Annotated in this window: 26 protein-coding genes; 15 read left to right on the top strand and 11 right to left on the bottom strand. The window is 43.4% G+C overall.

Features of this window, described 5'->3' with window-relative positions; translation table 11 throughout:
- Nucleotides 1-167 precede the first annotated feature (167 nt).
- From FTV08_RS09235 to urtE, 7 genes are all read left to right on the top strand, one after another.
- Nucleotides 168-761 (top strand): YqiA/YcfP family alpha/beta fold hydrolase, encoded by a 594-nt coding sequence (locus FTV08_RS09235; protein ID WP_005105323.1) that lies wholly within the window; start codon nt 168-170, stop codon nt 759-761.
- Nucleotide 762: 1 nt separating this feature from the next.
- Nucleotides 763-2,643, top strand: coding sequence for a DNA topoisomerase IV subunit B (gene parE, locus FTV08_RS09230; RefSeq protein WP_004647209.1), 1,881 nt, complete (start codon nt 763-765; stop codon nt 2,641-2,643).
- Between the two features lie 358 nt (nt 2,644-3,001).
- Nucleotides 3,002-4,282 carry an urea ABC transporter substrate-binding protein gene (gene urtA, locus FTV08_RS09225; protein ID WP_180087167.1) on the top strand — a complete coding sequence of 427 codons (1,281 nt, stop codon included), beginning with the start codon at nt 3,002-3,004 and terminating at the stop codon, nt 4,280-4,282.
- Between the two features lie 94 nt (nt 4,283-4,376).
- Nucleotides 4,377-6,008 carry an urea ABC transporter permease subunit UrtB gene (urtB, locus tag FTV08_RS09220; protein ID WP_180087166.1) on the top strand — a complete coding sequence of 544 codons (1,632 nt, stop codon included), beginning with the start codon at nt 4,377-4,379 and terminating at the stop codon, nt 6,006-6,008.
- A 4-nt stretch (nt 6,009-6,012) separates the two neighbouring features.
- A complete protein-coding gene (gene urtC / locus FTV08_RS09215; RefSeq protein ID WP_180087165.1) occupies nt 6,013-7,086 on the top strand; it encodes an urea ABC transporter permease subunit UrtC in 1,074 nt (357 codons plus the stop codon).
- Complete coding sequence (urtD, locus tag FTV08_RS09210) at nt 7,083-7,901, top strand: urea ABC transporter ATP-binding protein UrtD (RefSeq protein WP_005250261.1); 819 nt, start codon at nt 7,083-7,085, stop codon at nt 7,899-7,901. The genes urtC and urtD overlap by 4 nt, the downstream gene beginning before the upstream one ends.
- A gap of 10 nt (nt 7,902-7,911) precedes the next feature.
- Nucleotides 7,912-8,610: an urea ABC transporter ATP-binding subunit UrtE gene (urtE, locus tag FTV08_RS09205; RefSeq protein ID WP_180087164.1), complete on the top strand. Its 699-nt coding sequence runs from the start codon at nt 7,912-7,914 to the stop codon at nt 8,608-8,610.
- A 45-nt stretch (nt 8,611-8,655) separates the two neighbouring features.
- Here the strand turns inward: urtE and FTV08_RS09200 are convergent, their stop codons facing one another.
- The 4 genes from FTV08_RS09200 to FTV08_RS09185 form a co-directional block, all read right to left on the bottom strand.
- On the bottom strand, nt 8,656-9,213 hold the full coding sequence (locus tag FTV08_RS09200; protein ID WP_005250272.1) for a hypothetical protein: 558 nt from the start codon (nt 9,211-9,213) through the stop codon (nt 8,656-8,658).
- Between the two features lie 177 nt (nt 9,214-9,390).
- Nucleotides 9,391-10,113, bottom strand: a complete 723-nt coding sequence (locus FTV08_RS09195) for a hypothetical protein (RefSeq protein ID WP_180087163.1) — start codon at nt 10,111-10,113, stop codon at nt 9,391-9,393.
- 172 nt (nt 10,114-10,285) lie between these two features.
- Nucleotides 10,286-10,816 carry a GNAT family N-acetyltransferase gene (locus tag FTV08_RS09190; protein WP_180087162.1) on the bottom strand — a complete coding sequence of 177 codons (531 nt, stop codon included), beginning with the start codon at nt 10,814-10,816 and terminating at the stop codon, nt 10,286-10,288.
- An 81-nt stretch (nt 10,817-10,897) separates the two neighbouring features.
- Complete coding sequence (locus FTV08_RS09185; RefSeq protein WP_005105335.1) at nt 10,898-11,623, bottom strand: outer membrane protein OmpK; 726 nt, start codon at nt 11,621-11,623, stop codon at nt 10,898-10,900.
- 1,009 nt (nt 11,624-12,632) lie between these two features.
- On the opposite strand from FTV08_RS09185, the gene FTV08_RS09180 reads away from it, so the two are divergent.
- The 4 genes from FTV08_RS09180 (at nt 12,633) to dsbD (ending at nt 16,306) form a co-directional block, all read left to right on the top strand.
- The gene (locus FTV08_RS09180) at nt 12,633-12,998 is read left to right on the top strand and encodes an HPF/RaiA family ribosome-associated protein (RefSeq protein WP_004281285.1); all 366 of its coding nucleotides are present in this window, start codon (nt 12,633-12,635) and stop codon (nt 12,996-12,998) included.
- 127 nt (nt 12,999-13,125) lie between these two features.
- A complete protein-coding gene (locus FTV08_RS09175) occupies nt 13,126-13,668 on the top strand; it encodes a hypothetical protein (protein WP_004647221.1) in 543 nt (180 codons plus the stop codon).
- A 21-nt stretch (nt 13,669-13,689) separates the two neighbouring features.
- The gene (locus FTV08_RS09170) at nt 13,690-14,445 is read left to right on the top strand and encodes a transporter (RefSeq protein WP_180087161.1); all 756 of its coding nucleotides are present in this window, start codon (nt 13,690-13,692) and stop codon (nt 14,443-14,445) included.
- 19 nt (nt 14,446-14,464) lie between these two features.
- Nucleotides 14,465-16,306 carry a protein-disulfide reductase DsbD gene (gene dsbD, locus FTV08_RS09165; protein WP_180087194.1) on the top strand — a complete coding sequence of 614 codons (1,842 nt, stop codon included), beginning with the start codon at nt 14,465-14,467 and terminating at the stop codon, nt 16,304-16,306.
- A gap of 25 nt (nt 16,307-16,331) precedes the next feature.
- Here dsbD and FTV08_RS09160 read toward each other — a convergent pair whose 3' ends face one another.
- Nucleotides 16,332-17,528, bottom strand: coding sequence for a GGDEF domain-containing protein (locus FTV08_RS09160; RefSeq protein ID WP_180087160.1), 1,197 nt, complete (start codon nt 17,526-17,528; stop codon nt 16,332-16,334).
- A gap of 342 nt (nt 17,529-17,870) precedes the next feature.
- On the opposite strand from FTV08_RS09160, the gene FTV08_RS09155 reads away from it, so the two are divergent.
- Nucleotides 17,871-18,440, top strand: a complete 570-nt coding sequence (locus FTV08_RS09155; RefSeq protein WP_044108816.1) for an FMN-dependent NADH-azoreductase — start codon at nt 17,871-17,873, stop codon at nt 18,438-18,440.
- Nucleotides 18,441-18,502: 62 nt separating this feature from the next.
- On the opposite strand, the gene FTV08_RS09150 is transcribed toward FTV08_RS09155, so the two are convergent.
- Nucleotides 18,503-19,414, bottom strand: coding sequence for an alpha/beta hydrolase (locus tag FTV08_RS09150; protein ID WP_004729134.1), 912 nt, complete (start codon nt 19,412-19,414; stop codon nt 18,503-18,505).
- Between the two features lie 155 nt (nt 19,415-19,569).
- On the opposite strand from FTV08_RS09150, the gene FTV08_RS09145 reads away from it, so the two are divergent.
- Complete coding sequence (locus tag FTV08_RS09145; protein ID WP_005105342.1) at nt 19,570-20,007, top strand: DUF2147 domain-containing protein; 438 nt, start codon at nt 19,570-19,572, stop codon at nt 20,005-20,007.
- Between the two features lie 72 nt (nt 20,008-20,079).
- Here the strand turns inward: FTV08_RS09145 and FTV08_RS09140 are convergent, their stop codons facing one another.
- The gene (locus FTV08_RS09140) at nt 20,080-20,430 is read right to left on the bottom strand and encodes a Spx/MgsR family RNA polymerase-binding regulatory protein (protein WP_005105344.1); all 351 of its coding nucleotides are present in this window, start codon (nt 20,428-20,430) and stop codon (nt 20,080-20,082) included.
- A gap of 473 nt (nt 20,431-20,903) precedes the next feature.
- Nucleotides 20,904-21,722: an exodeoxyribonuclease III gene (locus FTV08_RS09135; protein WP_005105345.1), complete on the bottom strand. Its 819-nt coding sequence runs from the start codon at nt 21,720-21,722 to the stop codon at nt 20,904-20,906.
- 40 nt (nt 21,723-21,762) lie between these two features.
- On the opposite strand from FTV08_RS09135, the gene pyrE reads away from it, so the two are divergent.
- Complete coding sequence (pyrE, locus tag FTV08_RS09130; RefSeq protein ID WP_004729142.1) at nt 21,763-22,413, top strand: orotate phosphoribosyltransferase; 651 nt, start codon at nt 21,763-21,765, stop codon at nt 22,411-22,413.
- A 461-nt stretch (nt 22,414-22,874) separates the two neighbouring features.
- Here pyrE and FTV08_RS09125 read toward each other — a convergent pair whose 3' ends face one another.
- Nucleotides 22,875-23,084: a cold-shock protein gene (locus tag FTV08_RS09125; RefSeq protein WP_004281299.1), complete on the bottom strand. Its 210-nt coding sequence runs from the start codon at nt 23,082-23,084 to the stop codon at nt 22,875-22,877.
- 546 nt (nt 23,085-23,630) lie between these two features.
- Between FTV08_RS09125 and FTV08_RS09120 the strand changes: the two genes are divergently transcribed.
- Nucleotides 23,631-23,963, top strand: coding sequence for a hypothetical protein (locus FTV08_RS09120; protein ID WP_180087159.1), 333 nt, complete (start codon nt 23,631-23,633; stop codon nt 23,961-23,963).
- A gap of 171 nt (nt 23,964-24,134) precedes the next feature.
- On the opposite strand, the gene FTV08_RS09115 is transcribed toward FTV08_RS09120, so the two are convergent.
- Complete coding sequence (locus FTV08_RS09115; protein ID WP_180087158.1) at nt 24,135-25,079, bottom strand: copper resistance protein B; 945 nt, start codon at nt 25,077-25,079, stop codon at nt 24,135-24,137.
- Nucleotides 25,066-26,838: a copper resistance system multicopper oxidase gene (locus tag FTV08_RS09110; RefSeq protein ID WP_180087157.1), complete on the bottom strand. Its 1,773-nt coding sequence runs from the start codon at nt 26,836-26,838 to the stop codon at nt 25,066-25,068. The genes FTV08_RS09115 and FTV08_RS09110 overlap by 14 nt, the downstream gene beginning before the upstream one ends.
- Between the last annotated feature and the right edge of the window lie 18 nt (nt 26,839-26,856).

The following is a 26,856-nucleotide window of genomic DNA, read 5'->3' as shown; positions in this document are numbered from 1 at the left end:
GTTGAGTTTCCTGATTTTGAGGGCCTCAGCTTAAAATAACGAGAATGAGAGAAGATTTTGAGCTTTTTTGTCAGACAATTTAAGCAATTAACTGGTCTTATAACGTAGTGTACTTCACATTATTTAAATTAAATTTTGATGATTGATGGGTTTTTTGTTGGTAGTTCATGAATATCATTTATTTGCATGGTTTTAAGAGTAATTCGAACTCGATCAAGGGGAAATTGCTGCAACATTACTGTGCAAAGTATCCTGAAATTCAGGTACATTTACCCGATTTAAACATGTCACCGAAGGCTGCCATTGCGTATGTTTCTGGCCTGATTGAATCGATGCATGATGTGGCGTTACTGGGCAGCAGTCTCGGCGGATTTTATGCGACACATCTGGTCGCACAGCATGCTGTGCCTGCTGTACTGATCAATCCGGCAATGCGACCATGGCAACTGTTTCGTGAACTATTTGATGAGCAACTGCCTTATCAGGTTCATCCGAAATGGTGTCTGGATGAAGCAGATCTGGTACAACTCCAGCAATTGGCCCTGCCTGTTGCACAAGATGCAGACAAAATACTGGTTCTGCTGCAACAAGGCGATGAAGTTTTGGATTATCGTGAAGCACATCGTTATTATAGTGCTGCGCATCCCCCTGCAATACTGATGACTGAAGCGCATGGCAGTCACGGTATGGATGATTTTGCGGAAAAAATTCCGTTCGTCTTACAGTTTTTATTGGACTGCATAAAAAAGGAAACCGAATAACGTGTCTCAATATACGGCTCAATCTCTTGAAGTTTTATCTGGTCTGGATCCGGTCCGTCGTCGTCCGGGCATGTATACCGATACTTCTCGTCCCAACCATTTGGCACAGGAAGTGATTGATAATGCTGTCGATGAGGCACTGGCAGGACATGCCAACAAGATTACCGTCACGGTCTATAAAGATGGTTCTTTATCAGTCGAAGACAATGGCCGTGGGATGCCGGTGGATATTCACCCTGAATACGGCCAGAGCGGTATTGAAATTATCATGACCAAACTGCATGCCGGCGGTAAGTTCAGCACCGATAATTACCAGTTTTCCGGTGGTTTGCATGGCGTTGGGATTTCAGTGGTCAATGCGCTTTCGACCCGGGTAGAAGTTGAAGTTCAGCGTCAGGGCAATCTGTATAAAATGGCCTTTGAAAATGGCGAACCGGTTGCACCGCTTGAAGTACTGGCAGGTAAGGCACCGAAACGGGTATCAGGAACTACTGTACAATTCTGGCCTGAAGCCAAATATTTTGATTCACCTAAATTTGCCCTCAAAGCGTTAAAACATAATCTCAAAGCCAAAGCTGTTTTGGCGGCGGGCTTACAGATCAATTATGTTGATCAGATCAATGATGAAAAAATCACCTGGCAATTTGAAAATGGTCTAGTCGACTATTTAATGGATGAGTTGGAAGACCGTGAAATTATTCCGGCACCAGCTTTTGTCGCCACAGGTGACGCAGAGCGCGCCAGCGCAGAATTTGCGATTTGCTGGAATGTTGAAGGTGGTGAAAGCGTCCAGGAATCTTATGTCAACCTGATTCCAACCGCACAAGGTGGAACCCATGTGAATGGTCTGCGTTCAGGTGTCACCGATGCGATGCGCGAGTTCTGTGAACTGCGTAATTTGCTGCCGCGGAATATGAAACTCTCTGCCGAAGATGTCTGGGACGGCGTCAATTATATCCTGTCGCTGAAATTTCAGGAGCCGCAATTCTCAGGTCAGACTAAAGAACGTCTATCGAGCCGTGAAGCAGCTGGAATTGTGCAGAATATTGCCAAAGATGCCTTTGCATTATGGTTGAACCAGAATTCTGACATCGCCATGCAACTGGCAGAAATGGCCATTTCCAAAGCCGGTCGCCGTCTCAAAGCAGCGAAAAAAGTAGAACGTAAGAAAATTGTCGCGGGTCCAACCTTGCCGGGGAAACTGTCGGACTGTGTAGGCCATGATCTGGATCAGTCAGAACTGTTTATTGTGGAAGGGGATTCTGCGGGTGGTTCGGCCAAGCAGGCGCGTGATAAGAACTTCCAGGCGATTATGCCAATTCGTGGAAAAATCCTGAATACTTGGGAAGTCTCTTCTGACGAAGTTCTAGCATCGCAGGAAGTACACAATATTGCGATTGCCATTGGCGTTGATCCGGGTTCGGATGACTTGTCTGAACTGCGTTATGGCAAGGTCTGTATCCTGGCGGATGCCGACTCGGATGGTTTGCATATCGCGACTTTGCTGTGTGCCTTGTTTGTGAAGCATTTCCCGACTCTGGTAGAAGAGGGGCATTTGTATGTCGCAATGCCACCATTATTCCGTATTGATGACAACAAAGATGTGCATTACGCTTTGGATGAAGATGAGCTGAATAGCATCCTGAAAAAATGCAAAACCAAGAATCCGCAAATTACCCGATTCAAGGGGCTGGGCGAGATGAATGCCAGCCAGTTACGTGAAACCACACTTGATCCAAACACGCGCCGTCTGGTGCAACTAGATCTGGATGATGCTCATCATACTGCAGGTTTATTGGATAAACTTTTGGCGAAAAAACGTGCCAGTGACCGTAAAGACTGGTTAGAACAAAAAGGTAATCTGGCAGATTTGGTGGTTTAAACTATCGAATTTAAGCAATAAAAATCCCGCAAGCGCGGGATTTTTTTGTTTTAAAACAGTGCAAAAATTACTCAAGATGCTGCACTTTATTTGTACATCATCTTCTATCTTAGTTTTGGCATATTTTGATTGGTCTTTATGCAACTTATTTAAAGTTGAGTCTGAGTTCTACATTGCAATAGGGCTTTAAGTCTTTTTAGTATGACTAAATTCATGATTCATAATACGAATAATGAGATCAGTTAAATTAATTTTTTTTATTTTTTGAAGCCTTGGCACAGAAATTGAATCACTCCATCCAGATGTACAACAAGACAAGCATGAAAAATGCACCATCATAAAGTTTGGAGAAAATCTGATGTTCCAACGCAATTTATTTTCAAAAAGTATTTTAGCCGCAACCATGGCAGGGGCTGTTGCATTAACGGGGTGTTCAAAATCTGCTGAAAAAGCAGAAGCCCCGGCCGCAGAAAGCAAAGTCGCAGACAGCGGCGATACGATTAAAGTCGGGATCCTGCATTCATTGTCAGGCACGATGGCAATTTCTGAGACCTCACTGAAAGACACGGCCTTAATGGCGATTAAGGAAATTAATGATAATGGTGGGGTACTGGGTAAAAAACTGGAACCTGTGGTGGTCGATCCAGCATCAGACTGGCCACTTTTTGCAGAGCAAGCACGTCAGCTGATTACCCAAGACAAAGTCGCGGTAATTTTCGGTGCATGGACGTCGGTGTCACGTAAATCTGTCTTACCAGTGGTTGAAGAGCTGAATGGCTTATTGTTCTATCCCGTACAGTACGAAGGCCAGGAACAATCCAAAAATATTTTTTATACCGGTGCTGCGCCCAATCAGCAAGCGATTCCAGCCGTGGAATACTTGATGAGCGAAGAGGGCGGTAAAGCGGAGCGTTTTGTTCTGCTCGGTACAGACTATGTGTATCCACGTACCACCAACCAGATTTTACGTGCTTTCTTAAAGTCTAAAGGCGTGGCCGATGCGGACATCATGGAAGAGTACACGCCATTTGGTCATAGCAACTATCAAACCATTGTCGGCAATGTGAAAAAATTCGCAGCTGGTAAAAAGACCGCAGTGATTTCAACCATCAATGGTGACTCCAACGTACCATTCTATCGTGAACTGGGTAATCAGGGCATTAAAGCTTCTGATATTCCAGTGATGGCGTTCTCGGTAGGTGAAGAAGAACTGCGTGGTATTGATACCAAGCCATTAGTGGGTCATTTGGCGTCATGGAACTATTTCATGTCAGTGAAGAATCCGGTCAATACCGAATTCACCAACAAAATGAAGCAGTATGCGGTGGAATTCAAACTGCCAAATGCTGACAAACTGGTGACCAATGACCCAATGGAAGCGACCTATGTCGGGATTAATATGTGGAAGCAAGCCGTTGAAAAAGCAGGTTCTACAGAGGTCGATAAAGTCCGTGAAGCGATGGCAGGTCAGGAATTCAAAGCACCATCGGGCTATACCCTAAAAATGGATGCAAGTAACCATCACTTACACAAGCCAGTCATGATTGGCCAGATTCGTGGTGATGGTCAGTTTGATGTGGTCTATAAGACGCCTCAAGCCATCCAGGCACAGCCTTGGAGCCCGTACATTCCTAAATAATACCTATCTTTTGCCTGCTACAGCCGTAGCAGGCATCCTCTGATTTTTTTCTTACTCTCCACGGAAAACTTCCAATGGAATAGGGGTGTATATAATGAATATTCGTGTGAATATCGCCACTATTTTTCTGGTATTTGTACAGGTTATTTGTGTGCAACTGGTATCAGCAGAACAATCCTCAAATAGCACTGCATTGACTGCAGCAATACAACAAGATGCAATCCAGCAATTTGTGCAAGGTGATTTTGCCCAGCGCCGTGCTTTACTGAAGCAATGGCCGGGCAGTATTGAGCAGTTAGATCAGCTTGCAGAATATGTTGAAAACGAGCAGCTTTATAGTGGGGCTAATGGTCAAACCTATATTTTAGAATCGGACGAAAAATTACTCAGCTATCCGAGTCTAGGCATCGTTGCAGATTGGCCGAGTGACTTATCACAAGTGACTTTGGTGAATACCTTGCGTAAAGCGCTCAACTTTGGTTTGGCACAAAGAAAACTCAAATCTGAAGATGCTTCCGAGCGTTTAGAAGCGATTGATATTTATGAAAGCAACTTGGCAGAGCTGAATGTTGCTCACATCAATGCCCTGTATTTGAACGAACAAAATAACAAAGTCAAAGCCCGTTTGGCCCAGCTTAAAGCGCGTCTGGATTATCAAGATGCAGATGTCTTAGTTAAAATTCAAGCGGCGAAAGCCTTGCAAGACTCCAATCGTCCCGATGTCTTGGCGATGGTGGAAAATGAGCTAACACAGCCGAATTTACATCCAGAGCTGAAAGCGGCTTTGCTTGAAGCGAAAAGCAGTATTAAAACCCGTATTCAAGCCAGCGAATGGACAGGACATTTATTTTCAGGTTTAAGTACTGCGAGTATTCTACTGCTTGCTGCACTGGGTCTTGCGATTACTTATGGTTTGCTCGGTGTGATTAATATGGCGCATGGCGAGCTGATTATGATTGGTGCCTATACCACTTATGTGGTGCAAAGCCTGTTTAAAAGTTATTTGGGTAGCTATGTCGATTGGTACTTAATCGCCGCGATTCCTGCAGCATTCCTGGTAAGTGGGCTGATCGGCATGTTGATTGAACGTACCGTGATTCGTCCATTATACGGTCGTCAACTTGAAACCTTGCTTGCAACCTTTGGGGTCAGCCTGATTTTGATGCAATTGGTACGCATGACTTTTGGTGCGCAAAATGTCGAAGTGTCGAATATTTCGTGGCTATCAGGCGGGATCTCCATTACCCCAAGTTTAATGCTGCCGTATAACCGTATTGCGATTATTGTCTTCACCATTGCAGTGCTTTTGTTGTTGGTTTACCTACTGAATAAAACCCGTTTTGGTTTGTTTGTACGTGCGGTGACGCAAAACCGTCAAATGGCACAAGCCGTTGGTATTCGTTCAAGCCGTATCGACATGATGGCCTTTGGTTTAGGTTCAGGTTTGGCCGGTTTAGCGGGCTGTGCTTTGGCACAAGTGGGTAACGTCGGGCCGGATTTAGGGCAAAACTACATTATTGATGCCTTCTTGGTGGTGGTTGTCGGTGGTGTAGGTCAGGTGTGGGGTGCAGTCCTTGCAGCGCTTGGTCTAGGTATTAGTGGTACCGCCTTGGAAATTGGCATTGGTGCGGTACTGGCAAAAATTGTTCTCTTGGTGCTTGTGATTTTGTTTATTCAAAAACGTCCACAAGGTTTGTTTGCCATCAAAGGCCGTTTTGTGGAGTAAGCACATGAAGATTACACAATTATTATCCGACAAACCGCATAGTGGCATTGCGATTGCCGTATGCTTTGCCATTTTATTGGCATTGCCATGGTTACACCTGTTACCTGCCGATTCAACCCTGCATTTATCTGCGTATTGGGTCACCTTGATTGGCAAAATCATGTGTTTGGCTCTGGTCGCTTTGGCACTGGATTTAGTTTGGGGCTATGCCGGAATTTTAAGTTTAGGACATGGTTTGTACTTTGCCCTTGGCGGTTATGCCTTTGGCATGTACCTGATGCGCCAGTCTGCAGGGGATGGTATTCCTGACTTTATGCGCTTCCTGAGTTGGACGGAAGTGCCATGGTTTTGGGTGGGGACTGAATACTTCCTTTGGTCACTTGCCCTTGTGGTGTTAGTACCGGGCATCATTGCCTTTATTTTTGGTTTCTTTGCCTTCCGCTCGAAAATTAAAGGCGTGTATTTCTCGATTATTACCCAAGCCATGACTTTTGCCGCTGCATTACTGTTCTTCCGTAATGAAACCGGCTTTGGTGGCAACAATGGTTTTACCGGTTTTAAAACCATGCTAGGTATGGACATTACCTCGGCATCTATGCGTGCCAGCCTGTGCTTTATCACCGCATTGGTACTGCTGCTCTGTTTTGTTGGGTTACGTCATTTAATGAATAAACCTTATGGCCGTGTGTTGGGGGCGATTCGTGACAGCGAAAATCGTCTGCAATATTTGGGCTATCGCACGCTTTGGTACAAGCTCTCTGCTTGGGTGCTTTCTGCTGTGATTGCAGGGATTGCAGGCGCGCTGTATGTGCCGCAAGTAGGCATTATTAATCCAAGTGAAATGAACCCGGTGAACTCGATTGAAATGGCGGTGTGGGTGGCAGCGGGTGGTCGTGGCACTTTAATTGGCCCACTAATTGGTGCAGGTGTCATTAACGGGGTAAAAACCTATTTCACCTCGGCTTATCCTGAAGCATGGTTACTCATTTTGGGTGCGCTATTTATTGTGGTCACCATTTTCTTACCGAAAGGCATTATTGGTCTGTTTGACCGTTTTAAAAAGGAGCGTAGCGAATGAGCGAGATCCTACAACCGCATGGTGGTCATGCTTCTGAAGGCTATGGTCGTCCAAAAGAACAAGGCGCAGACTTTACTCACGGCATAGCGCTGTATTTAGAAAAAGTCAGCGTCTGGTTTGATGCTTTTCGTGCCTTAAATGATTTGTCGCTCTACATTGAAGAAGGGGAATTACGCTGCATCATCGGGCCGAACGGGGCAGGTAAAACCACCCTCATGGATGTGATTACCGGTAAAACGCGACCAACCGAAGGCACAGCATTTTTTGGGCAAAACTACGATTTAGCCAAAATGAGCACTGAACAAATTGCCGAAGCAGGCATTGGGCGTAAGTTCCAAAAACCGACCGTGTTTGAAAATTTCACCGTCATGGAAAATCTGTTACTTGCTGCACCCAAAGACAAACGGGTGAAAAAGAGTTTCTTTAGCAAACTCGATCCCGATGCACAAAATGCTTTGGATGAATCATTGACGCAGATTCGTCTGCAAGAGTTCATTAATAAACCTGCTGGCTTGCTGTCACATGGTCAAAAGCAATGGTTAGAAATCGGCATGTTGCTGATGCAACGTCCAAAACTGATTTTGCTTGATGAACCTGTAGCAGGCATGACCGATGCCGAAACCGAACGCACGGCGGAGCTGTGTTTAGAACTCAAGAAAAATCACACCCTCGTTGTGGTCGAGCATGACATGAGCTTCATTGACACCATTAGTGAAAAAGTCACGGTATTGGCACAAGGCGCAATTTTAGCAGAAGGCACATTGGCAGAAGTACAAGCCAATGAAGATGTCATTGAAAAGTATTTAGGGCGTTAAGGAGCTTGCGATGTTAGAAGTCAAAGACGTCAATCAATTTTATGGTGGCAGTCATATTTTACGTGATGTGTCGTTGACTGCACCTGTGGGTGAATGTTCGGTGGTGCTTGGACGCAATGGGGTGGGGAAAACCACGCTCCTTAAATGTCTGATGGGTATTTTACCGATTAAATCCGGACAGATTTTGCTGGATGGCAAGGACATTTCGAAACTCAGTCCTGAACAGCGTGTACGTGAAGGTTTGGCTTATGTGCCACAAGGTCGAGATATTTTTTCAACGCTGACGGTGGAGGAAAACATTCTCATTGGTATGGCGAAATTTAAAGGAGCAAAGACACGCAAAGTGCCTGAGCATTTGTATGAAATTTTCCCTGTCTTGGAGGAAATGAAGCACCGCCGTGGAGGAGATTTGTCCGGTGGGCAGCAGCAGCAGCTTGCCATTGCACGTGCACTTGCTTCTGAACCGCGTGTGCTGATTTTGGATGAACCGACTGAAGGCATCCAGCCATCCATTATTAAAGACATTGGCCGGGTCATTCGTAAACTGGCGGATGGTGGTGAGATGGCGATTGTGCTGGTTGAGCAGTTTTATGACTTTGCTGAAGAACTTGCCGATGGTTATACCGTGATGGCACGTGGGCAGGTTGTGGCGCAAGGTGTGGGTAGTGAAATGCCGGAGAAAGGCATTCGGGAGTTGGTGGCAATTTAATTTCCCTCACCCTAACCCTCTCCCTATGGGAGAGGGAAACTCTCTTTAGATTTTTAATAGTTTTAATAAATACTCTTCAATCTGAAATTCTAACACTCGCTCTTTATCAAAGGCTTTATCTAACCATGATGTAGTCCAACCTTTTTCACTCATTTTGATTATATCGGGATGATCAAGTCCAATTAGTTCATCAGACTCAAAAAACATGTAAATTTCAGATATAGTTTCAATGTATTTTTCTGAAAGTGTATCAAAATATTCATCATTTTGGATTTTGCTTAAACGATTTAAAACCTTTTCCAAATTAACCATACTATGTCCTAATGACTCTAGTAAATTTTGATAGTTAGCAGGTATCGGATTCAAATAATATTCTGATATAAGTAGAAAATTATTATCTTTTTCTGTTTCATAATTGAATTTGTTAACGATTTTAAAATTCAATGCAGAGACTTCATGTACAGTATCTAATGCATCTAAAACAAAATCTCGTTGTAGGCTTTTATTAAATTGTTTTTTCCAAGAATGAAGTGCAAATACTGCAACAATCAATGTGCCTAAGCTAGTAATAAAACTACCTAATGTGAGTAAGTTGGAATCCAAATTTTTAGCTCTTAAAATTATTTTTAGTCATTTGAGTATATAACAAAAAATAATTAGGCTAGATATAACTTCTTATGAAGTTTCAATAGTTTGATTGAATTGAAAAATTACACTGATATTCACTTCCAATCAGATCCACCATTGCAAAATCACTCAGAGTGTCTAAGCTCAAAAGCGCTACTCCACTTTTAAGTATGCACCCTCTGCCGAGACATTATGACCAAAACCACAAGACATCGGATTGCTGCTATTCACCACAATCTGTTGTCCAATTTGAGCGTTAAACTGAAATTTTAAATCAATTTTGCAATCTTCTACGCTGTAATTGGTCTGAGCTTTATTCAGTGGCATGCGGGTTGAAAATTCTCCCATATTTGGTCCATAAATCAGACTGCGCAAACCCAGATAGAGTCCATTAAACTCAATTTGGTAGGCATTCGAAGCCCGTTTAACTTCCATCGTATTCCATTGACCAAAACCTGCATAACGAACATATTTTCCTGCAAGACTCTTTGATTTTTCTGGTGCAGGTAACTGTTTTAGATTGAACTGGCTGGCTTTAGCATTCGGGAAAACCGAGAACCAGGCGCGTGCCCATTGCGGCTTTCCAAGCTTGGCATAACTTAAGCCAACATTATTAAACGCCGTGGTGATATCGCGTTCGGAAAAAGCTGTACCACCGCCTTCTACATTCATCGCACAAAAGGATGACCATGCGGCTTGTTGCTCAAATTGTGCTATGGCCTTTTGATATTGTTTTTGGTCGTAGAATTTCTTGCCATTATTTGCATAGCTTTGCACTTTGCTACAGCCTGAACGCAATTCTTTCTCGAACTCTGAATCAGCAAAAGTGAGCGTGCTTACACTTAAAAGACCGATAGACAATAGAGATTTATACATGGTGTTATTCAGTATGATTTTGAGCTGAATAAAACATAGCCACTAGTATAAGTAAATAGAACTTGTGCTTATTAAACTGGATAACAACAAAATATTGTGATGACCAAATATTAAAAAGCTAAAGAGGAGTGTCCAGCAAGCAGTTCTGGAATAGCTTTAAACTAAGAATGAATCAAGCTAGATCCAGATCCAGATCCAGATCCAGATTCAGTTGTAAGAGAACCAAATCACGCCATTGCCCAAACTTCTGTCCGACTTGCGGCATATACGCAGTTTGAATAAAGCCTAATTTTTCGTGCAGGCGAATTGACGAGGTATTTTCTGAATCAATTGCAGCAACCATGATATGCAGTTTCTGTACTTGAGCCTGTTCAATTAAATACTGCAATAATTGAGAACCTAAACCTTGCCCTGCATAATCTGGATTTAAAAAGATCGAATGTTCTACCGTCTGTTGAAAGCCCTGAATACTACGAAACTGATCATAACAGGCATAGCCAGCAATGACTTGATTTTGAGTATCTTCAACCACAAAAACCGGGAAATTCTGATTTTTAAGCTGCTTAAACCAGATTTTGAAATAGTTCAAATCAAAGGCCGTTCTGTTCCAGGTCGCAGTACCATAGAGTACTTCCTGATTATAAATCTCGAGAATGGTTTCAAGATCATGTTCGGTCGCAGGGCGAATGTCAAAATCAGGCATATTCTTGTTCTGGTAGAGGTGAGCTGAAATCACAGTTTAAAAAAAAGCAGAACCGGAGTTCTGCCTTTGATCATACATCAATTAAAAATGATATTTCACAAGTGCGCTGACATTGTTTTCGTCTTGATTTTTAAGACCAAACTTGTTGTTCCACACTGAATGTTCAACGCCGAGGTATAAACGGGTGTCTGGAGAAATGTGTTTGCCCGCATTCCATTTCCACTGTGTAGTCCAGTTTAACTCGCTTGCTTGAGCGTCTTTTTCAGCAGTTGACCAATCAAGGAAGCCATCTACAAGAAAGTCTTCAGCACCCAGTTTAAATGGCACACCATAGGTAAGCGTCATTTGATAATCGTCTTTATTGCCAAACACTTTTTCATTATTTGCACGATAAAGATTCAAGCTAGCATATTGAAAGTATGGGATATCAAGGTCAAAGCCCACGCCATATAGGAAGTTATCAGCATTATCTGAACCTTCCCACGTTGTTGAAATAAGCACATCTTTCACTGGACCAAAGGCAAGTTTTTGGCCTGTAACTTCGCTTAAGCTTAAACGTGGTGATAACTCAAAGTACGTACTTTTAACATCATCGCCACCGCGCAGACGATCCATAAAGAAGAATACATCTGCATATTTAACTTTTGCAGCATATTCAACAGTTAAAGTAGTTTGCTGATCGTCTACAACTTCATAGTTTTCACCATAAAGACCTGTAACGCTAAAGTCCTGCCAAACTGGTTTTGCTTGAGCAAATGCTGCAGTTGAAGCCAATGCACAAAGTGCCGCAAGTTGTGTAAATTTCATTTAAATCTATCCCCCCGAGAAAGCAGAATAAGCATACAGATTAATAAGTAAAAATAAAGTTAAAAGTGATCGCTGACTTAAATATATTTCAGCCCCCATGAGTTGAATGAAGACGATCATCTTCCTCAGTTTTCATTGCCTTTCGCTGATACTTCTCTAAATTATTATTTTTTAAATAAAGTTGAATATGTAGTGCCTTAAAAGACTGAATGTATAACTAAAAATATAAAATCACTTCAATTTACGATGATTAACTTACAAAATCAGTAAAAAATAGGGGGGGGGATATACAGATTGTTTAGTAATTAATTTGGGCCTGAGGCTGAACAGCTTTGTTCTGTTTGTGTAATGAGGTTAGTTTGAAAATCTCAAATGATCGTCGTTTTATAAGCCTGTTCTCAGCCTCTTCAAGTGAGATTGAACGGTCTTATATTTCAATAAAAAATTATTTTGCAGGTTGTTATTTTAAAATGACGAAAGAGTATTTTTCCCGGTTATGCAAAAGCAACTAAATAATGATAAAGCAAATGATCTATTCAGGACTGTAAGGCTGACTAGGCGCTGATCTTATAAGATAAATTATTAGGTAAAAGTGAGCTAATTTTCATAAAAAAATACTTTTAATTTCTTTTTTTTAGGTTTCCTGGTCGAGTGTTATTTAAGCGATTTATCGGTCTGGCTAAAAAATTATTTCAAATTAAATCATGTGAAAGGTTGTGAAATTTCCGTTTGAAAAATCCTGTATTTTTGAGCTGAGTAAGCAGTTGTCACAATGGATTATTCTTTTGCTAAAAAACCAAAATATCACTTGCATATTTCCAAGATACAGCCGATATTCAAGATATAAGGACACGATTCTGCAGACTCAAAAATGTGTTCATCATTCAAAATGGAGGGTGTGATTCCAATCATTTGAAGAAGTGAAATGCGATGCGAAACAGCAAGCTACAAACGTGCCAAGATAAAAAATTTTGCACTCAAAAGTTACAAAGATTGAGGATGGTAATATATGAATATTGAACTTCGTACCGATAACCACATTCAGAATAGTGATCGTTTAATTACTTATGTACGGGAAGAATTAAATCAAGAATTCCAGCGCCACAGCGAACGTATTACCCATTTTTCAGTCCATCTCAGTGATGAAAATGGCGCCAAAGGCGGCGATGACGATATTCGCTGTATGATTGAAGCGCGTCCTGCAGGCTTGAAACCTGTCGTAGTCAATCATCGTGGCCATAATGTCGATACTGCGATCCATGGTGCAATTGACCGACTAAAACGTAGTCTGGAACATGTGATCGAGAAAAAAGACAATGTTCGTCCTGGTGCTCTCGAACTAGCAGACACAGATACTGCGGATATCGAAGAGTAAGCCGAACTGATTTGAAAAAGCCCTGCGGGGCTTTTTTCGTATTAAACAAAAATATAGTTATGAGAAGCACAACAAATCCTGCTTTATTCGGCATAATAGTCGAAAACGAATCAAAGTGAGCTCCATCATGTTAACTGCGCAACAACAGCTTTTTGTGCAAGCACTCGAAGAATTAAATCTGGACCAGGTCAAACAGCTGCTGGCAGATGGACTCAACCCGAATTTTATTGATCATGACAAAGGCCCGGTGATTTCGGTCTGGTCAGATGGCCTGTTTAAATGGTGGGAAGAAGTGTGTGAGCTGTATGAAGCCGGAACACCACTTTCAGAAGAGGAGAAACAGGCACGTTTGGCGGTACATTTACAGATTCTGGAAGAACTGATCCAGGCCAAAGTGAATCTGCATCTGTGGGATGCAGAAGAAATTTATGGCCCGCTCTGGGATGCCGCGAGTGCCGCATGTGCACCGGCTGTACAGCGTTTACTGGATGAAAAAGTCGATCCAAATAGCAAAGATGAAGATGGCATGACTATTTTATCTTCAATTAGTGATCTATTCTTTGATTGTGATTTTGATGAAATCAACTGGTCAGAAGCTTTAGACGAAGAAAAACAGACGCTAGAACTGCTTCGCAAGCATGGCGCAAAAATGACCAAAGAACTCAGTTAAATTTTAATAAAGAGCTCCAACATGACAACATTAAAAACCTTGGGTTTGATTGCACTGGCCGGTTGTAGTGCACAGCTTTTCGCAGCAGATTTTGAATTTGATCGACCAGGTGAGGGTCTGAGTACTGGAATTACTCCAGTCGGAAATGTCGCTTGGGAGCAAGGCTTGCCTACAGCGCGTTATAGCAAGTCGGGCGATCAGACCGTGACCACACTCAGTGCAGATATGTTGTTACGTACCGGACTCAGTGATGATCTGGAATTGCGTTTAGGTTGGGCTGGCCCGACCTGGACCCAAGTGAAATCCAATGGCCAGACCGAAGAAGATGATGGTCTGGGCGATGTTAGTATTGGTCTGAAAAAGGCCATTGATTTGGATGATGACAAACTCAGTATGGCTTTGCTGGCCGAAGCCATCATTGCAACAGGCAATGCCGGTTTCACTAATGAAGAAGATATTTACAGCTTGGGTTCTGTCGTGTCGTATCAATATAATGACTTGGTCAGTACCGCATTGACCATGCGTTATGAATGGCAGGACAGCAACTGGGCAGTGTCTGCGATTCCTTCTCTAGACTACCGCATTACTGATCGCTGGTCAGGTTATTCTGAACTGATTTACCGTAAAGCTGAAAGTGTCGATAATCAATACGCGCTCGGTACCGGGGTTATGTATGCCTTAAACGACCGTGTCCAATTGGATGCGAATGTCGGTGTAGATCTGGATGGTGCAGATCGAAGTTACTTCTCAGGCCTAGGTTTCTCTGTGCTGTTCTAAGTTATTCAACTCACAGATGATGAAATACTCGCAGTTCCCGACCTGGGGGAAAATGCTTGCCCCGGTTATTTTGGGAAGCACCTTGTTCAGCAGTCCTGCTCAGGCGGAAACTGCATTGTTGTCTGCCGAGCAGGCTTTTCCTGTGAGCGTGATCTCCACCAGTCAGCAGCAGGCTGAACTGAGTTGGCAGATTCCAGACAACTATTATCTGTATCAGCATAAAATTGAAGTCCGGCAGGGCAACCAACCGGTGTCGTTTGAGTTGCCACCCGCTGAAGATTTATATGATGATAACTATGGACATACCCAGGTTTATTATCAGCAGTTAAAGTTTCAAATTCCGACTCAGGCGGGGCAATCCTATCAGGTCAGCTGGCAGGGCTGTGCCAAAGACCGGATCTGTTATCCGCCACAAACCATTCAGTTCAAGACCGATTTGTCCGGTCTGGTGCAATTCGAAGCTGCCGGATCAGGAGCAAAGCGTTTACTTGATCTGAATACTTCATCACTGCAACACAATACCCTGTTTAATACAGTGGATTCCTCAGAATCTACAGCAGATGAAATCTCTGCATCAGCCAACACACAAACCGAACCTTATGCAGCACAAGACCAGAAATGGTCAGCCCAGTTGCTTGAGCGCTCTTTGGGCTATGGGCTTTTACTGTTCTTCGGCTTGGGAATTTTACTGGCTTTCACCCCGTGTTCCTTGCCGATGCTGCCAATTCTGACCTCGTTGATCGTACGTGACAGTAAAGGTCTGAAAGCCTGGATGATTGCACTGACTTTTGTCAGCAGTATGGCCGCTGTCTATGCAGTACTTGGCCTAATTGCGTCTTCAGCTGGTCTGAACTTCCAGCGCTGGTTGCAGCAACCGGGAACCCTGATCGCATTTAGCATCCTGTTTGTCCTGTTTGCGCTGAATCTGTTTGGCCTGTTTGAAATCAAATTGCCGCAACGTCTGGTTCATCGTCTGGATCGGGCACAGGCCATGCAGCAGGGAGGTAGTCTGGTCAGTGCCGGCGTTATGGGCATGATTTCGGCGCTTCTGGTGGGACCATGCATGACCGCACCGCTGGCAGGTGCATTATTGTTTATTTCCCAGACGCAAAGTCAGTGGCAGGGGGCTTTACTGCTGTTTACCCTGGGTTTTGGAATGGGGACGCCTTTATTACTGGCCAGTATTCTGGGTGCACGGATTCTGCCTAAAGCCGGGCACTGGATGAATCAGATCAAAGTGCTCTTTGCCTTTATCATGCTGGCGCTGGCGCTGTATTTTATTCGCCCACTGATTTCAGAAGCCGCTTTACAATGGTTATCCCTAGCTTTGGGTATGACCTTCGTGGCTTATGTGCTGTTCCGGATTTTCTGGCATCGTACCGGTTTGAGATGGCTATATATCCTGTGTCTGGTACTGGCCGTGCCCTATATCGCTTATAGCCAATATCAGCACAGTCAGCGTTTTTTTGTGGAGCAGGCGAGCACAGAAGCCAAGTGGCATGTGGCACGTAGTGCAGCAGAATTTCAGCAGATTTTGGACAGGGCACCACAAGGGCAAAAGATTATTATTGATGTCTACGCCGACTGGTGTGTTGCCTGTCAGCCGATCGAACATCGTATTTTAAAATCTGCAGCGGTACAGCAGGCGCTTGCGCCATATTTCCTGATCAAGCTGGATTTAAGCCAATATAATGTCTCTCATCAAGCGCTGTTAAACCAATGGGAAATTCTAGGACCGCCAACGTATTTATTCTTGAATGCACAGCAGCAGGAAATTCGTGGCTTGCGTTTGACCGGTGCCTTTAGCGAGGTAGAATTGCTAGCACAGCTGCAAGCACTAGCTCAAAGTGAAAATCCATAATCAAGTCTTAAAAAGCTGAACCCGTTTAAGAGACCTGTATCTGTACTGGAACCGGTTCAGCATAGGCTTTGACCAGATTACGCCCACCGGCTTTGGCTTGATAAAGCGCCTGATCGGCCTGACTCAATAATTGTTGTGGGCGTAATTCCGCGCTAGAAATGGCAATCCCGAAACTGGCGGTCACCGGAATCAGCTCACCCTTATCACTGAAAATCTGCAATTGCTGAATGGCGATACGGCAGCGTTCAGCCACTTGTTCGGCTTTTTCCAGACTAGTATTTTTAAGCACGAGAATAAATTCTTCCCCACCAAAACGGCCGACCACATCACTTTCGCGCAATTGCTGGTTCAGCACAGCACTCACTTCAACTAAGGTTTCATCGCCCTTATGATGGCCATAGTGATCATTAATTTTCTTGAAATGATCCAGATCCAGTAAGACCAAGGCGTAATTCGGAGTTGCTGCGGCATTCAGTTTATCCAGACATTGGTTGATGCTACGGCGGTTAAACAGGTTAGTGAGCGGATCAATCTGACTCAGTTGTTTGATCAGCTGCTCACGATGCCGCCATTGACTGAGCAGAATCTCGAATAAGACCATACAGACGGCCAGAATTGGCAAAATGAAATACAGCATCGATAACAGCCAGAAACCATTATAGAAAAGCTTGTCATCGATATTAAATAGCGGTGAATAAGGCAATTGATGACTGAAACTTAAATAGGCACATCCGCCTAGGAAAATTGACGCTGGAATCAGCATGCTATAAACCAGCGTGCGATGGAACAGCACCAGTCCCACCATAATTAAACAGACATAGGAGGTCGTGGCCACAGGGCTGATCACCCCGACGAGATAGGCGTCACGACACAACGAGATAACAAAAGTACCCACTGCCATATAAGGCAGATAACGTTCAATCAGCTGATTCCCCTGAAATTTATAACAGGGAAAAATCAGGAGAAATAGAATTACCAGAAAGCTGCTGTTCAGAGTAATTTGTGTATAGACCCGTTCTAGATGAACATATTGCCAATATTCGGGATTTAATAACACGAAAATATCCCAGCCGAGCCAGGTCAGATGTACTCCGCATCCCAAGGTCAGCATCAGGATGCATTTCTTCAGGATGCGCCAGTTCATCACGACTTCATCTTCGACCAGATATTTCTTGATTCTGTGTCTTAGCACTTTTTCTAATACAGGCGATATTCGCTTCATGGTCCCGGTCTGACTTTAATTGTTATGGCAGATTTTTTTTAAGACTTATTGGATATTTATAACTTTATTTACACAAGATAACATAAGTTTGAATGCTTGATAAACAACAATATTTAAAACATTTTTGTGATTTAGTTGATATCTGATCTGCTCATTCTTTGCCTATAGCACAAGTGATCTAGGCTATACCAAAGGGTTCTCATCAAAATTAAAGAGGTTAAGAGGCATGCAGTTTTGTTCTAAATTCAGGATGATGTGTTTTATTTGTGCTAATTATTTCAAGATAGTCAATCGTTAAAATGGCTGCATTGTTAGAAACAACCAAAGATAAAGAGCGAAGCCATGAAAGTTTTACAGATTGATTCCAGTATTTTAGGAGATGCTTCTATTTCGCGTCAGTTGACTCAGGCCGTGGTGGAACAATTGCAGCAAAAATATGCTGAGGCCATTGAAGTTGAATATCTGGATCTGGCTGCACAGCCTATTCCCCATCTTACCGCCGAAATTTTAATGGGCCAGAATGCAGAACAGACGGCATTGGGCGAGGAAATTTTAGAGCAATATTTGCAGGCAGATATCGTGGTGATTGGTGCGGCGATGTATAACTTCGGTTTGCCATCGACCCTAAAAGCTTGGATTGACCGGATCTGTGTCGCGGGACGTACTTTTAAATATACCGAACAAGGTCCTGTGGGTTTGGCGGGCAATAAGAAAGTGTATATTGCCAGCAGCCGTGGTGGTGTCTATGGCGAGCAAAGCCCGGCTGATTTTCAGGAGGCTTTCCTGAAAACCGTGTTTAACTTTACCGGTGTGAATGATATCGAAGTGATTCGTGCTGAAGGAGTGAACATGGGCGAAGCGGTTAAAGCCCAAGCATTGCAAACTGCATTGCAGCAAGTTCAGGCCATTTAAAACCTAAAACCTCTTTTCAAAGGGTCAGCTACAGCTGACCTTTTTTATATGCTAAATCATGCTTAATCTCGGTCCAGACGATGGGCAAATTCTGCAAGATCGGTCAGCGCCTGTTTGGCTTCATCGAACCAGGCACTGAACATCTGGAAGTTGTGCCACATGCCGGTATAGAGTTTAAATTCGACCTCGACACCCGCCTGTTCCGCTTTTTCTTTAAAACGACTAGCATCATCCAGCAGAATTTCCTTGGAACCTACCTGAATATGAATCGGTGGCAAGCCGGCTAAATCGGCAAAAAAAGGAGAAACTTCCGGATCACCACGATCAATCGAACGCGGCACATAATATTCAATCCCGGTTTGAACCGTTTCCAGAGACAGCAGGGCATCATGCTTCTGGTTATAACGTAAAGATTCACTGGTCAACGTTAAATCCAGCAGTGGAGACAGCAGAATCAGACCGCTGACCTGTGGCAGACTTTCCTGCTGTATTTTAAGTGCCAGCGCCAAGGCTAGATTGGCACCGCAAGAATCGCCGGACAGAATGATATCTTTGGCCTGAACACCTTGATCTAGCAGCAGATTATAGACATCAAACAAGGCTTCCAAGGCTTCAGGATAGGCAGATTCGGGTGATAGTGGATAATCGACATGCAGCACCTGCATCTGGGTTCGAGCCGCAATTTGAGTCATAAAGGCGCGATGGGTATTTAAAGAACCTAAGTAAAATGCGCCGCCATGAATATGAAAAATCAGCTGGGTCGATTCCTGCTGCGGCTTAATTTCTTCCGCGCGCAGTCCGGCCAATCGAAGCGAGCGAATCTGTACCGTTTTATCCTGAGGGAAAAGTTTGCACATCTGTTCCAGAGCAATGCGCATTGAACTCGGTGGAAGACTGAATCTGCTCGGGGCACGAATGGCCGTTTTTAAAAAGCTTTCTGTAATTAATTGTTTCGTTAGCGGGCTTATCTTCATCTTCCTTCCATCTTTTTGTGCTTTTATTGATCGTGTAGATTATTTACCAACCATATTTACAAGGTTACACTAAATAGTCACACCTAAAAATTGAAAAATTGTTGTGACTTTTTAATACTACATGGGTCTATTTTCAGACTAAGGAAATGAAGAAAATGAAAAAAATAGCGCTTACGTTAGGACTACTAGGCTTATCTGCATTGGCGAATGCCGCGGATCCTTTAAATGGCACGGTATGGAAAACCATTGATGATAAAACCAAGCAGCCTAAGGCCATGGTTAAATTCACTGAACAAAAGAACGGCACTTTGTCAGCCAGTATTCAGTCTGTGTTAACTCCAGGTGAAGAAAATGCCTGCAAGAAATGTGAAGGTCCATATCACAACAAATCTCTGAAAGGCCTGACCATTGTTAAAGGTCTAAAAAATGCTGGCGGGACTAGCTATGACAGCGGTTCGATCCTGGATCCGCAATCCGGTAAAACCTATAAGTTGAAAGGCCAGCTGGCAGACGGTGGCAAGAAACTTGAGCTACGTGGTTTCATCGGTGTAGCGGCATTGGGTCGTAACCAGACTTGGATTCGTGCCAACTAATTTATTTTAAGCAGATATACAAAAGCCTGATCGATGTCAGGCTTTTTTATGAGTGTTATTCAATACAAGATATTAGTGGGCTAAGCTACGATAAGCTGTTTCATCAAAACCGGCAATAAATCCTGTAGAGGTTGCCAAGATTGGACGTTTGATTAAACTGGTATGGGTGGTTAATGCATTAATTAAGGCATTTTCACTTGACAGGGTGGCCTGTTGCTCTTCTTCACTGAGTTTACGCCAGGTAGTGCCTTTCTTGTTCAGAACCACGTCCTGACCCAAGGCATCCAGCCAGGTTTTGACGGTTTCAGCATCGATGCCCTGTTTTTTATAATCATGAAATTCATAACTCAGACCTTGCTCCGTCAGCAGATCAAAGGCTTTTTTCATCGAACTACAATTTTTAATTCCGTAAATTTTTAACATAGCTGCCATCTAAAAAATTTAAATCATGAACTAGCTTAACCAAATTGGCAGCAGCAAACCATGCAAAAGCAAATGAAAAAAAAGAAAAAATTTTAAATACCAGAAAAGTCATGTCATCAAAATGACATCAAGCAGCTTTAACATGAGCAGCAAGAAAAAGAACAATCTAAATAATAAGAAAAATAAAAATTTGGGAATAATAGAAATAGAAAACCCGCATTTAATCATCCTGATCATGCGGGTCTCAATCCAACGTCCAATGTCACATCCATGCAAAACAAGCTAAATCTATAGTCTGTTTTATTTTCGTCCTACGGCGTCTTGTCCTTATGTTGTCGTCCTGACATGTCCTTGTGCCGTAGCGCTATAATGCTATGTTATTACATTAAGATAAACCCAAAAAATACGTCATGTCATGTAAGAGATAAGCCTTAATTGAGTGAACGTATGTTCACTCAATTAAATAATGAAGATTATAGTTTGTAGTCGATGATCACGGGGGCATGGTCGCTAAACCATTGTTCTTTATAGACCCAGGCATTAACGGTACGCTCTTTCCAGTCCGGAGAGCAGGCATGATAATCAATCCGCCAACCAACATTCTTGGCACGCGCCTGTCCACGGTTTGACCACCAGGAGTATAATTCGGCTTCTTTGCGGACTTCACGGAAAGTATCGACATAACCAAGCTCATCGTAGATATGATCTAGCCAGGCACGTTCGTGCGGTAAACAGCCCGAGGCTTTCTGGTTACCCGACCAGTTTTTAATATCGATACGTTTATGCACGATATTGTAGTCACCGCAGACAATCACCGATTTATTTTCATCGCGCCACTGTTTCAGGATTTTTGCGTATTCTTCCAGAAAGTGATCTTTACGCGCTTGTGCTTCATCGCCTGATGAACCCGAAGGCAGATACAGGGAACAGATCTGTACAGTTTGTTCTAGACCCAAGTTAAATTCAGCGGCAATAAAACGGCCTTGTGAATCGGCCAGTTCAAAACCCAAGCCATCGGTCAGAGACACAAAAGGCAGACGGCTATAAATGGCAGTACCGGCATAACCCGGACGCTCGGCAGGAAACAGGTGCGTGTACCAGCCTTCAGGCTTGAATTTATCGGTCCACTGCGCATGCGTGATCCGGCTTTCCTGCATGCAAATCACGTCGGCATCCGACTGTTCCATCCATTCTAATAGACCTTTGGTGACAGATGAGCGTAAGCCGTTGACATTAATTGAAACGACGCGAAGAATTTTTTGATCACCTGGATAGCTACTCTTTGGTATCATGCGCAAGTCTTACCTTAATTAATGGATTTAGGAGCACCTCATGTCAACGCCAGCTCAGTTTAACCCACAAGCTTTTATCGAACTCGCATTATCACGCGGTGTGCTTAAATTTGGTGAGTTTACTTTAAAATCGGGACGTGTGAGTCCCTATTTTTTTAATGCGGGTCTGTTGAATGATGGTGAAGCCTTGACACTGCTGGCTTCTGGCTATGCTGCAAAACTGATCAAATGTGACCATGTTGAAGTGATTTTTGGACCTGCCTATAAAGGCATTCCTTTTGTGGCAGCAACTGCTGTGGCTCTGTCGCAAAATCATGGGGTAAGTGTGCCGTGGGGTTTTAATCGCAAGGAAGCCAAAGACCATGGCGAGGGTGGCGTATTGGTCGGTGCTTCTGTAGAAGGTAAAAAAGTCTGGATCATTGATGATGTGATTACCGCAGGCACAGCGATTCGTGAAGTCGTCACCATCCTGAAAAATGCCGGTGCGCAGATTGCGGGTGTGCTAGTTGCATTAGACCGTCAGGAAAAAGGTCAGGGCGAACTGTCTGCGATTCAGGAAGTGCAGCAAGAGCTTGAGATTCCTGTACATGCCTTAATTACCATGAAAGATTTAATGGACTATCTGGAAGCGAAAGGCGACCTAGCAGCTTTGGCGAAAATGGAAGATTACCGTGTTAAATACGGGATCTAAGCCTGGATTGGCATAGAAAAGGAAGCTTGAGCTTCCTTTTTTTATAGATACTCGATTTTCTAAGCATTTGAAATTTATTATCTCTGTCTATTCTTGTAAGCATTGGCTTACATGAATTCCAGCACTTTGCGGCTATTTTGAATAGTGGAAATTTCCTATGATGGCTTTAACAGGAACAGGACGTTCCACACAAGAATAACAATACATAAATACAAGGAAAGTAAGGTACGACAGGAGTTATACCAAGCGAACGCATACGGAAAACCCCTGGCAGGATGCCAGGGGTTTTCATTTTTATCTTTTTATAACGTCCCACTGAGCAGCAGTGATTCAGAAACATGATTCTTAAAAATTCACTTTTGATGAGCTAACCAGACAAGCAGAAAACCTTTCACTAAAATTATGAATCTTCAATGCTAAAAAAAGCACCTGAAGGTGCTTTTTCTTATTGCTGGGCTAAATTATAGCGCAACGATATTGATCGCATTTGGACCTTTTTGACCATCAACCACGCTAAAAGAAACGCGTTGACCTTCAAACAAAGTTTTGAAACCAGAACTGCTAATTTCTTTAAAGTGTGCAAAAACGTCAGGACCTGATTCTTGTTGAATAAAACCAAAACCTTTAGTTTCGTTAAACCATTTTACTGTACCGGTAACTGTAGTAGACATAATATAACCTGTTAAATTTTAATAATTTTAGTCATGCAAATGACTATGGATAACTTGGAAAAACAACAAGAATTGAAATAAAGATCTGAAAAAACTGAGGATTATAAATAATACTGCGGCACTTAAAGAAGCTTAACTAAACAACGCTTTTTTCTAGTTAAAGACAGCATAGCCTAAATCAGAAAATATTCAAGTTTTTTATATTTATTATTTATTTTTCTTATAAAAGTAGCTCAATTCTTGTTTTTTAAAGCATTTCAAGCTGATTCGCTTGAGCTTTATCGGTTGTATTTAAGCTTTAACCAAGCTAAACAATAAATACACGTTGTGTTTGTGTTACTTTATGTTAATCAAAATCGTTCAGTACCCAGCAAGATTTTACTAAGTCAGTGTATTTTATAACTTTGGGTAAATTAGTATTTGTAGTTTTAAGATAGTTATCGTCATTGTTTGTGTATAAAAATCCACCTATATTAAAATTCAATTGGAAAAATTAACTATAAGAATTTCTTGATTTTAATTTAAAACCAAATACGAGTGAGTCTCATGGATTACTGGAACAGTGTGTTACTTATATCCATCATGACCATGGTTGGACTGGCCATGATCATCCTGTTCGTCGGATGTAAAATGTGGAAGAACTTGGTGGTCACTTTACTGATTGCCACCTTGATTGGTTTTCTGATTGTATGTGCAATCAATTTTGTTTTTGGCGATCGTCTTCAATTTCTATGGGGTGCCCCTGAGACTGGCGATAGCAATTTTATGCTGGAAATGGGGCTGATGAGCCTGTTAATTGGCGGTGTGAGTACCTTTATCATTATGTTAGGCACTTTGGTTGCTAAAAGTAACAGTGGAAATCAAGGCGATGAAGACTAGTTTTTCGCAAAATAACAAGTCTCTTAATAAGCGGGAAAGTGCAGAAAAACATCGCATGTACAGTTCATAGGCTTAAAAAATCTTTCTCAGCCAAATGTATAGTGCCATAGCGCTACGGGGCATAAATGGAGCTTCATATCCCGTAGCTGCATAATTTTCTGTATCAAAAATTTAGAACATCATTCTTAGACCTGCACCATAGATCCAGCCTTTTTCAGAATCAGAGCTTTGCTGCCAGGCTGTCTGTTTGTTGCCTTTACTATATTCATAACCCACTTCCAGATAAGGCATGAGCTTTTTGCTCAGTTCATAGCGTGTTTCCAGGCCCAAGGTGGCATGACTAAGGCCGGTTTTTTTCGCATTCGCTGCCTGATCATTCAGGATGACATCCAGTTCGACAAAGGGTTGCATAATCAGTTTCTGAGTCAGTAACAGGTCACGCTCTGTTTCCAGTTTTAATCCGACAAAGTCATCTTCACCGACATAGACATGAGCATCCGTTTCGAAAAAGTAGGGGGCCAGGCCATGCAGGCCAAATACTACATCGAAGCGCTCGTTCTGCTGGTTTGTAGAAGGCTCGGCTAAATTTTCCTGCCGATAGCGCACCCCGGTCTGCACATCCCAGAAATCAGAAATATTTCGGCTATACAGCACTTTGGCATCATATTCGGCCGGATGGGATTCCTGTTTGTCGGCTTCTAACTTGAGGAAGATTTTATTTTCATCCGTGCCAATTCTGGCTTGGTTCTTGGACTTGAATGCCCCATTTCCCTCTGAACTATGCTGCCATTTCTGGTCCAGAATGATCTGGCTATAAATCTGTGCGCCATGTTCTTTACGGTGGTCATGTTGGCTGGCAGAACTGACTGAATTTTGTGGTGTGCTCAGCGCCTGCTGTTGATGTGATAACTTTGGTGGTTGATAGGATGCGCCATCTGCAGTTTCAGTATGCTGTGCGTGGTTATCAGCCATGTTTTGCATGGCATGATGCCCGCTATGATGCTGATGTTCATTATGACCCGTATGCTCGCTAGAAGCTGCCGCAAAAATACTCAGACTGCTTAGGGTAAGTGCACTGCTGAGCACTGACTTTACCAAAAGATTAGTGATGTGCATGGCTTTCTCCTTGGGCAGCTGCTGGCTTTGATGGCATTTTTTGTGAAGAAGGGTGAGATGCTTGATCTTCGTCAACCTGTGCCACAATCAGCTTGTTCATCATACCGGCACTCATGTGATAGAGCAGATGGCAGTGAATTGCCCATTCTCCCAGTTCGTCTGCTGTGAGCAGGGTAGTCACCGTTTTCCCGGGCGGCACAATCACAGTGTGTTTATTTGGCATATTTGCAACAGACTGACCATTTTCCAGCTGCATAAACATGCCATGCAAATGCATCGGATGGGCCATCATGCTGTCATTGATAAATTTCAGCCGGATCCGCTCGCCATATTTCACCTGAAGCGGCTCGGCATCACTGAATTTTTTACCATTAATGGTCCAGATATAGCGCTCCATGGTTCCACCCAGACGAATCACCAGTTCACGTTCTGCTGCGCGGGTATCAGGTTGCGGTGTCAGGGCTTTTAGGTCTTGATATTGCAAGGCTTTGTGCCCTGCAGGCGTAGACATATTGGCCCAGCCCTCAACCGGCTGATGAGGCTGATTGGTTCCAGACATGGCACTATGACTTGCATGCATGTCGTGCTGGGCATGATCATCATGTTTAGGCGTAACAGTTGCAGATTGAGTGGTCTGACTGCTGTGTGTGTCATGTGACATGTCATGCTGTTCGCCATGTCCCATATCTTCCATGGTCAATAAGGCACGAGGGCGCGGTGTCGGTAATTGAACCGGAGCCGGGGTTTTACTTGAATCAGTTGCCTGATGCAGGCTGCCAATGGCAAAGCCTGAGCGGTCGATCGATTCCGCTTCAATCTGGTAATGCGCTGCAGTGGGTTCCACAATCACATCATAGGTTTCAGCGGTTCCGATACGGAATTCATCTACAGCGACCGGCTGCACAGCTTGTCCATCGGCGCTGACCACGGTCATTTTCAGCTGGGGAATACGCACATCGAAAAACGACATGGCAGAAGCATTAATGAATCGCAGGCGGACTTTTTCATTGGGCTGGAACTGGCCACTCCAGTTTTGTTGCGGCATTTTTCCATTGACCAGAAAGGTATAACCGGTAACATCAGACAAGTCGGTTTTTAGCATGCGCATCTGGTTCCACATTTTGCGGTCTGACCAGGTGGCCTTGAGGCCGTCACGTTTTACCTGCTTAAATACATCACCCACAGTTTCGCGCTGGTTCTGATAATATTCGGCCGATTTTTTTAAATTGTTCTGAATCTGCTGGCCGCTTTGTTCGTGAAAATCCGACAGCATCACCACATAATCCCGCTCGGTTTGTTCATGTGGAGGTAGTAATGTCTGTGCTTTGGGGCGAATCACCAATGCGCCATAGAGGCCGTCCTGTTCCTGACCTTTGGAATGTGCGTGATACCAGTAGGTGCCGTTTTGACGAACCTTGAAGCGATAAGTAAAAGACTGTTTCGGTTTGATCCCCTGAAAACCGTTAAATCCGGGGACACCATCCATCAGCCCGGGCAGGAGCAGGCCATGCCAGTGCAGCGAGGTATCCTGATTGTTCAGGTTGTTTTGTACATGAATGACTGCATCATCACCTTCTTCAAATTCCAACAAGGGTGCAGGGAATTTTCCGTTTACAGTGATTCGCTTGACCGTCTTTCCGGTGAGATTGATCGGGCTTTCATCAATGACCAGATGATATTCTTTTACGGCTGCAAACAGGGCAGACGACGAGATGAGACCGAAGCCCAGACACAGGCTTTGACTGATTTTAAGCAACATAACTTAATCCTTAATGAA

Source organism: Acinetobacter sp. YH12226 (genome assembly GCF_013417805.1).
Classification (GTDB): Bacteria; Pseudomonadota; Gammaproteobacteria; order Pseudomonadales; family Moraxellaceae; genus Acinetobacter.
The sequence above is the reverse complement of the archived record's forward strand: the minus strand, read 5'-3'. Positions and strand labels throughout refer to the sequence as shown.

Bases quoted from the DNA above. Each gene is read 5' to 3' on its own strand.
- FTV08_RS09155 (WP_044108816.1), top strand. From the start codon at position 17,871: ATGAAAGTTTTACAGATTGATTCCAGTATTTTAGGAGATGCTTCTATT.
- FTV08_RS09125 (WP_004281299.1), bottom strand. From the start codon at position 23,084: ATGTCTACTACAGTTACCGGTACAGTAAAATGGTTTAACGAAACTAAA.
- FTV08_RS09120 (WP_180087159.1), top strand. From the start codon at position 23,631: ATGGATTACTGGAACAGTGTGTTACTTATATCCATCATGACCATGGTT.
- FTV08_RS09160 (WP_180087160.1), bottom strand. From the start codon at position 17,528: ATGAAGCGAATATCGCCTGTATTAGAAAAAGTGCTAAGACACAGAATC.
- FTV08_RS09175 (WP_004647221.1), top strand. From the start codon at position 13,126: ATGTTAACTGCGCAACAACAGCTTTTTGTGCAAGCACTCGAAGAATTA.
- FTV08_RS09190 (WP_180087162.1), bottom strand. From the start codon at position 10,816: ATGCCTGATTTTGACATTCGCCCTGCGACCGAACATGATCTTGAAACC.
- FTV08_RS09235 (WP_005105323.1), top strand. From the start codon at position 168: ATGAATATCATTTATTTGCATGGTTTTAAGAGTAATTCGAACTCGATC.
- FTV08_RS09195 (WP_180087163.1), bottom strand. From the start codon at position 10,113: ATGTATAAATCTCTATTGTCTATCGGTCTTTTAAGTGTAAGCACGCTC.
- urtB (WP_180087166.1), top strand. From the start codon at position 4,377: ATGAATATTCGTGTGAATATCGCCACTATTTTTCTGGTATTTGTACAG.
- urtA (WP_180087167.1), top strand. From the start codon at position 3,002: ATGTTCCAACGCAATTTATTTTCAAAAAGTATTTTAGCCGCAACCATG.
- FTV08_RS09145 (WP_005105342.1), top strand. From the start codon at position 19,570: ATGAAAAAAATAGCGCTTACGTTAGGACTACTAGGCTTATCTGCATTG.
- urtC (WP_180087165.1), top strand. From the start codon at position 6,013: ATGAAGATTACACAATTATTATCCGACAAACCGCATAGTGGCATTGCG.
- FTV08_RS09170 (WP_180087161.1), top strand. From the start codon at position 13,690: ATGACAACATTAAAAACCTTGGGTTTGATTGCACTGGCCGGTTGTAGT.
- FTV08_RS09150 (WP_004729134.1), bottom strand. From the start codon at position 19,414: ATGAAGATAAGCCCGCTAACGAAACAATTAATTACAGAAAGCTTTTTA.
- dsbD (WP_180087194.1), top strand. From the start codon at position 14,465: ATGAAATACTCGCAGTTCCCGACCTGGGGGAAAATGCTTGCCCCGGTT.
- FTV08_RS09140 (WP_005105344.1), bottom strand. From the start codon at position 20,430: ATGTTAAAAATTTACGGAATTAAAAATTGTAGTTCGATGAAAAAAGCC.
- FTV08_RS09185 (WP_005105335.1), bottom strand. From the start codon at position 11,623: ATGAAATTTACACAACTTGCGGCACTTTGTGCATTGGCTTCAACTGCA.
- urtE (WP_180087164.1), top strand. From the start codon at position 7,912: ATGTTAGAAGTCAAAGACGTCAATCAATTTTATGGTGGCAGTCATATT.
- pyrE (WP_004729142.1), top strand. From the start codon at position 21,763: ATGTCAACGCCAGCTCAGTTTAACCCACAAGCTTTTATCGAACTCGCA.
- FTV08_RS09110 (WP_180087157.1), bottom strand. From the start codon at position 26,838: ATGTTGCTTAAAATCAGTCAAAGCCTGTGTCTGGGCTTCGGTCTCATC.
- FTV08_RS09180 (WP_004281285.1), top strand. From the start codon at position 12,633: ATGAATATTGAACTTCGTACCGATAACCACATTCAGAATAGTGATCGT.
- FTV08_RS09115 (WP_180087158.1), bottom strand. From the start codon at position 25,079: ATGCACATCACTAATCTTTTGGTAAAGTCAGTGCTCAGCAGTGCACTT.
- urtD (WP_005250261.1), top strand. From the start codon at position 7,083: ATGAGCGAGATCCTACAACCGCATGGTGGTCATGCTTCTGAAGGCTAT.
- FTV08_RS09135 (WP_005105345.1), bottom strand. From the start codon at position 21,722: ATGATACCAAAGAGTAGCTATCCAGGTGATCAAAAAATTCTTCGCGTC.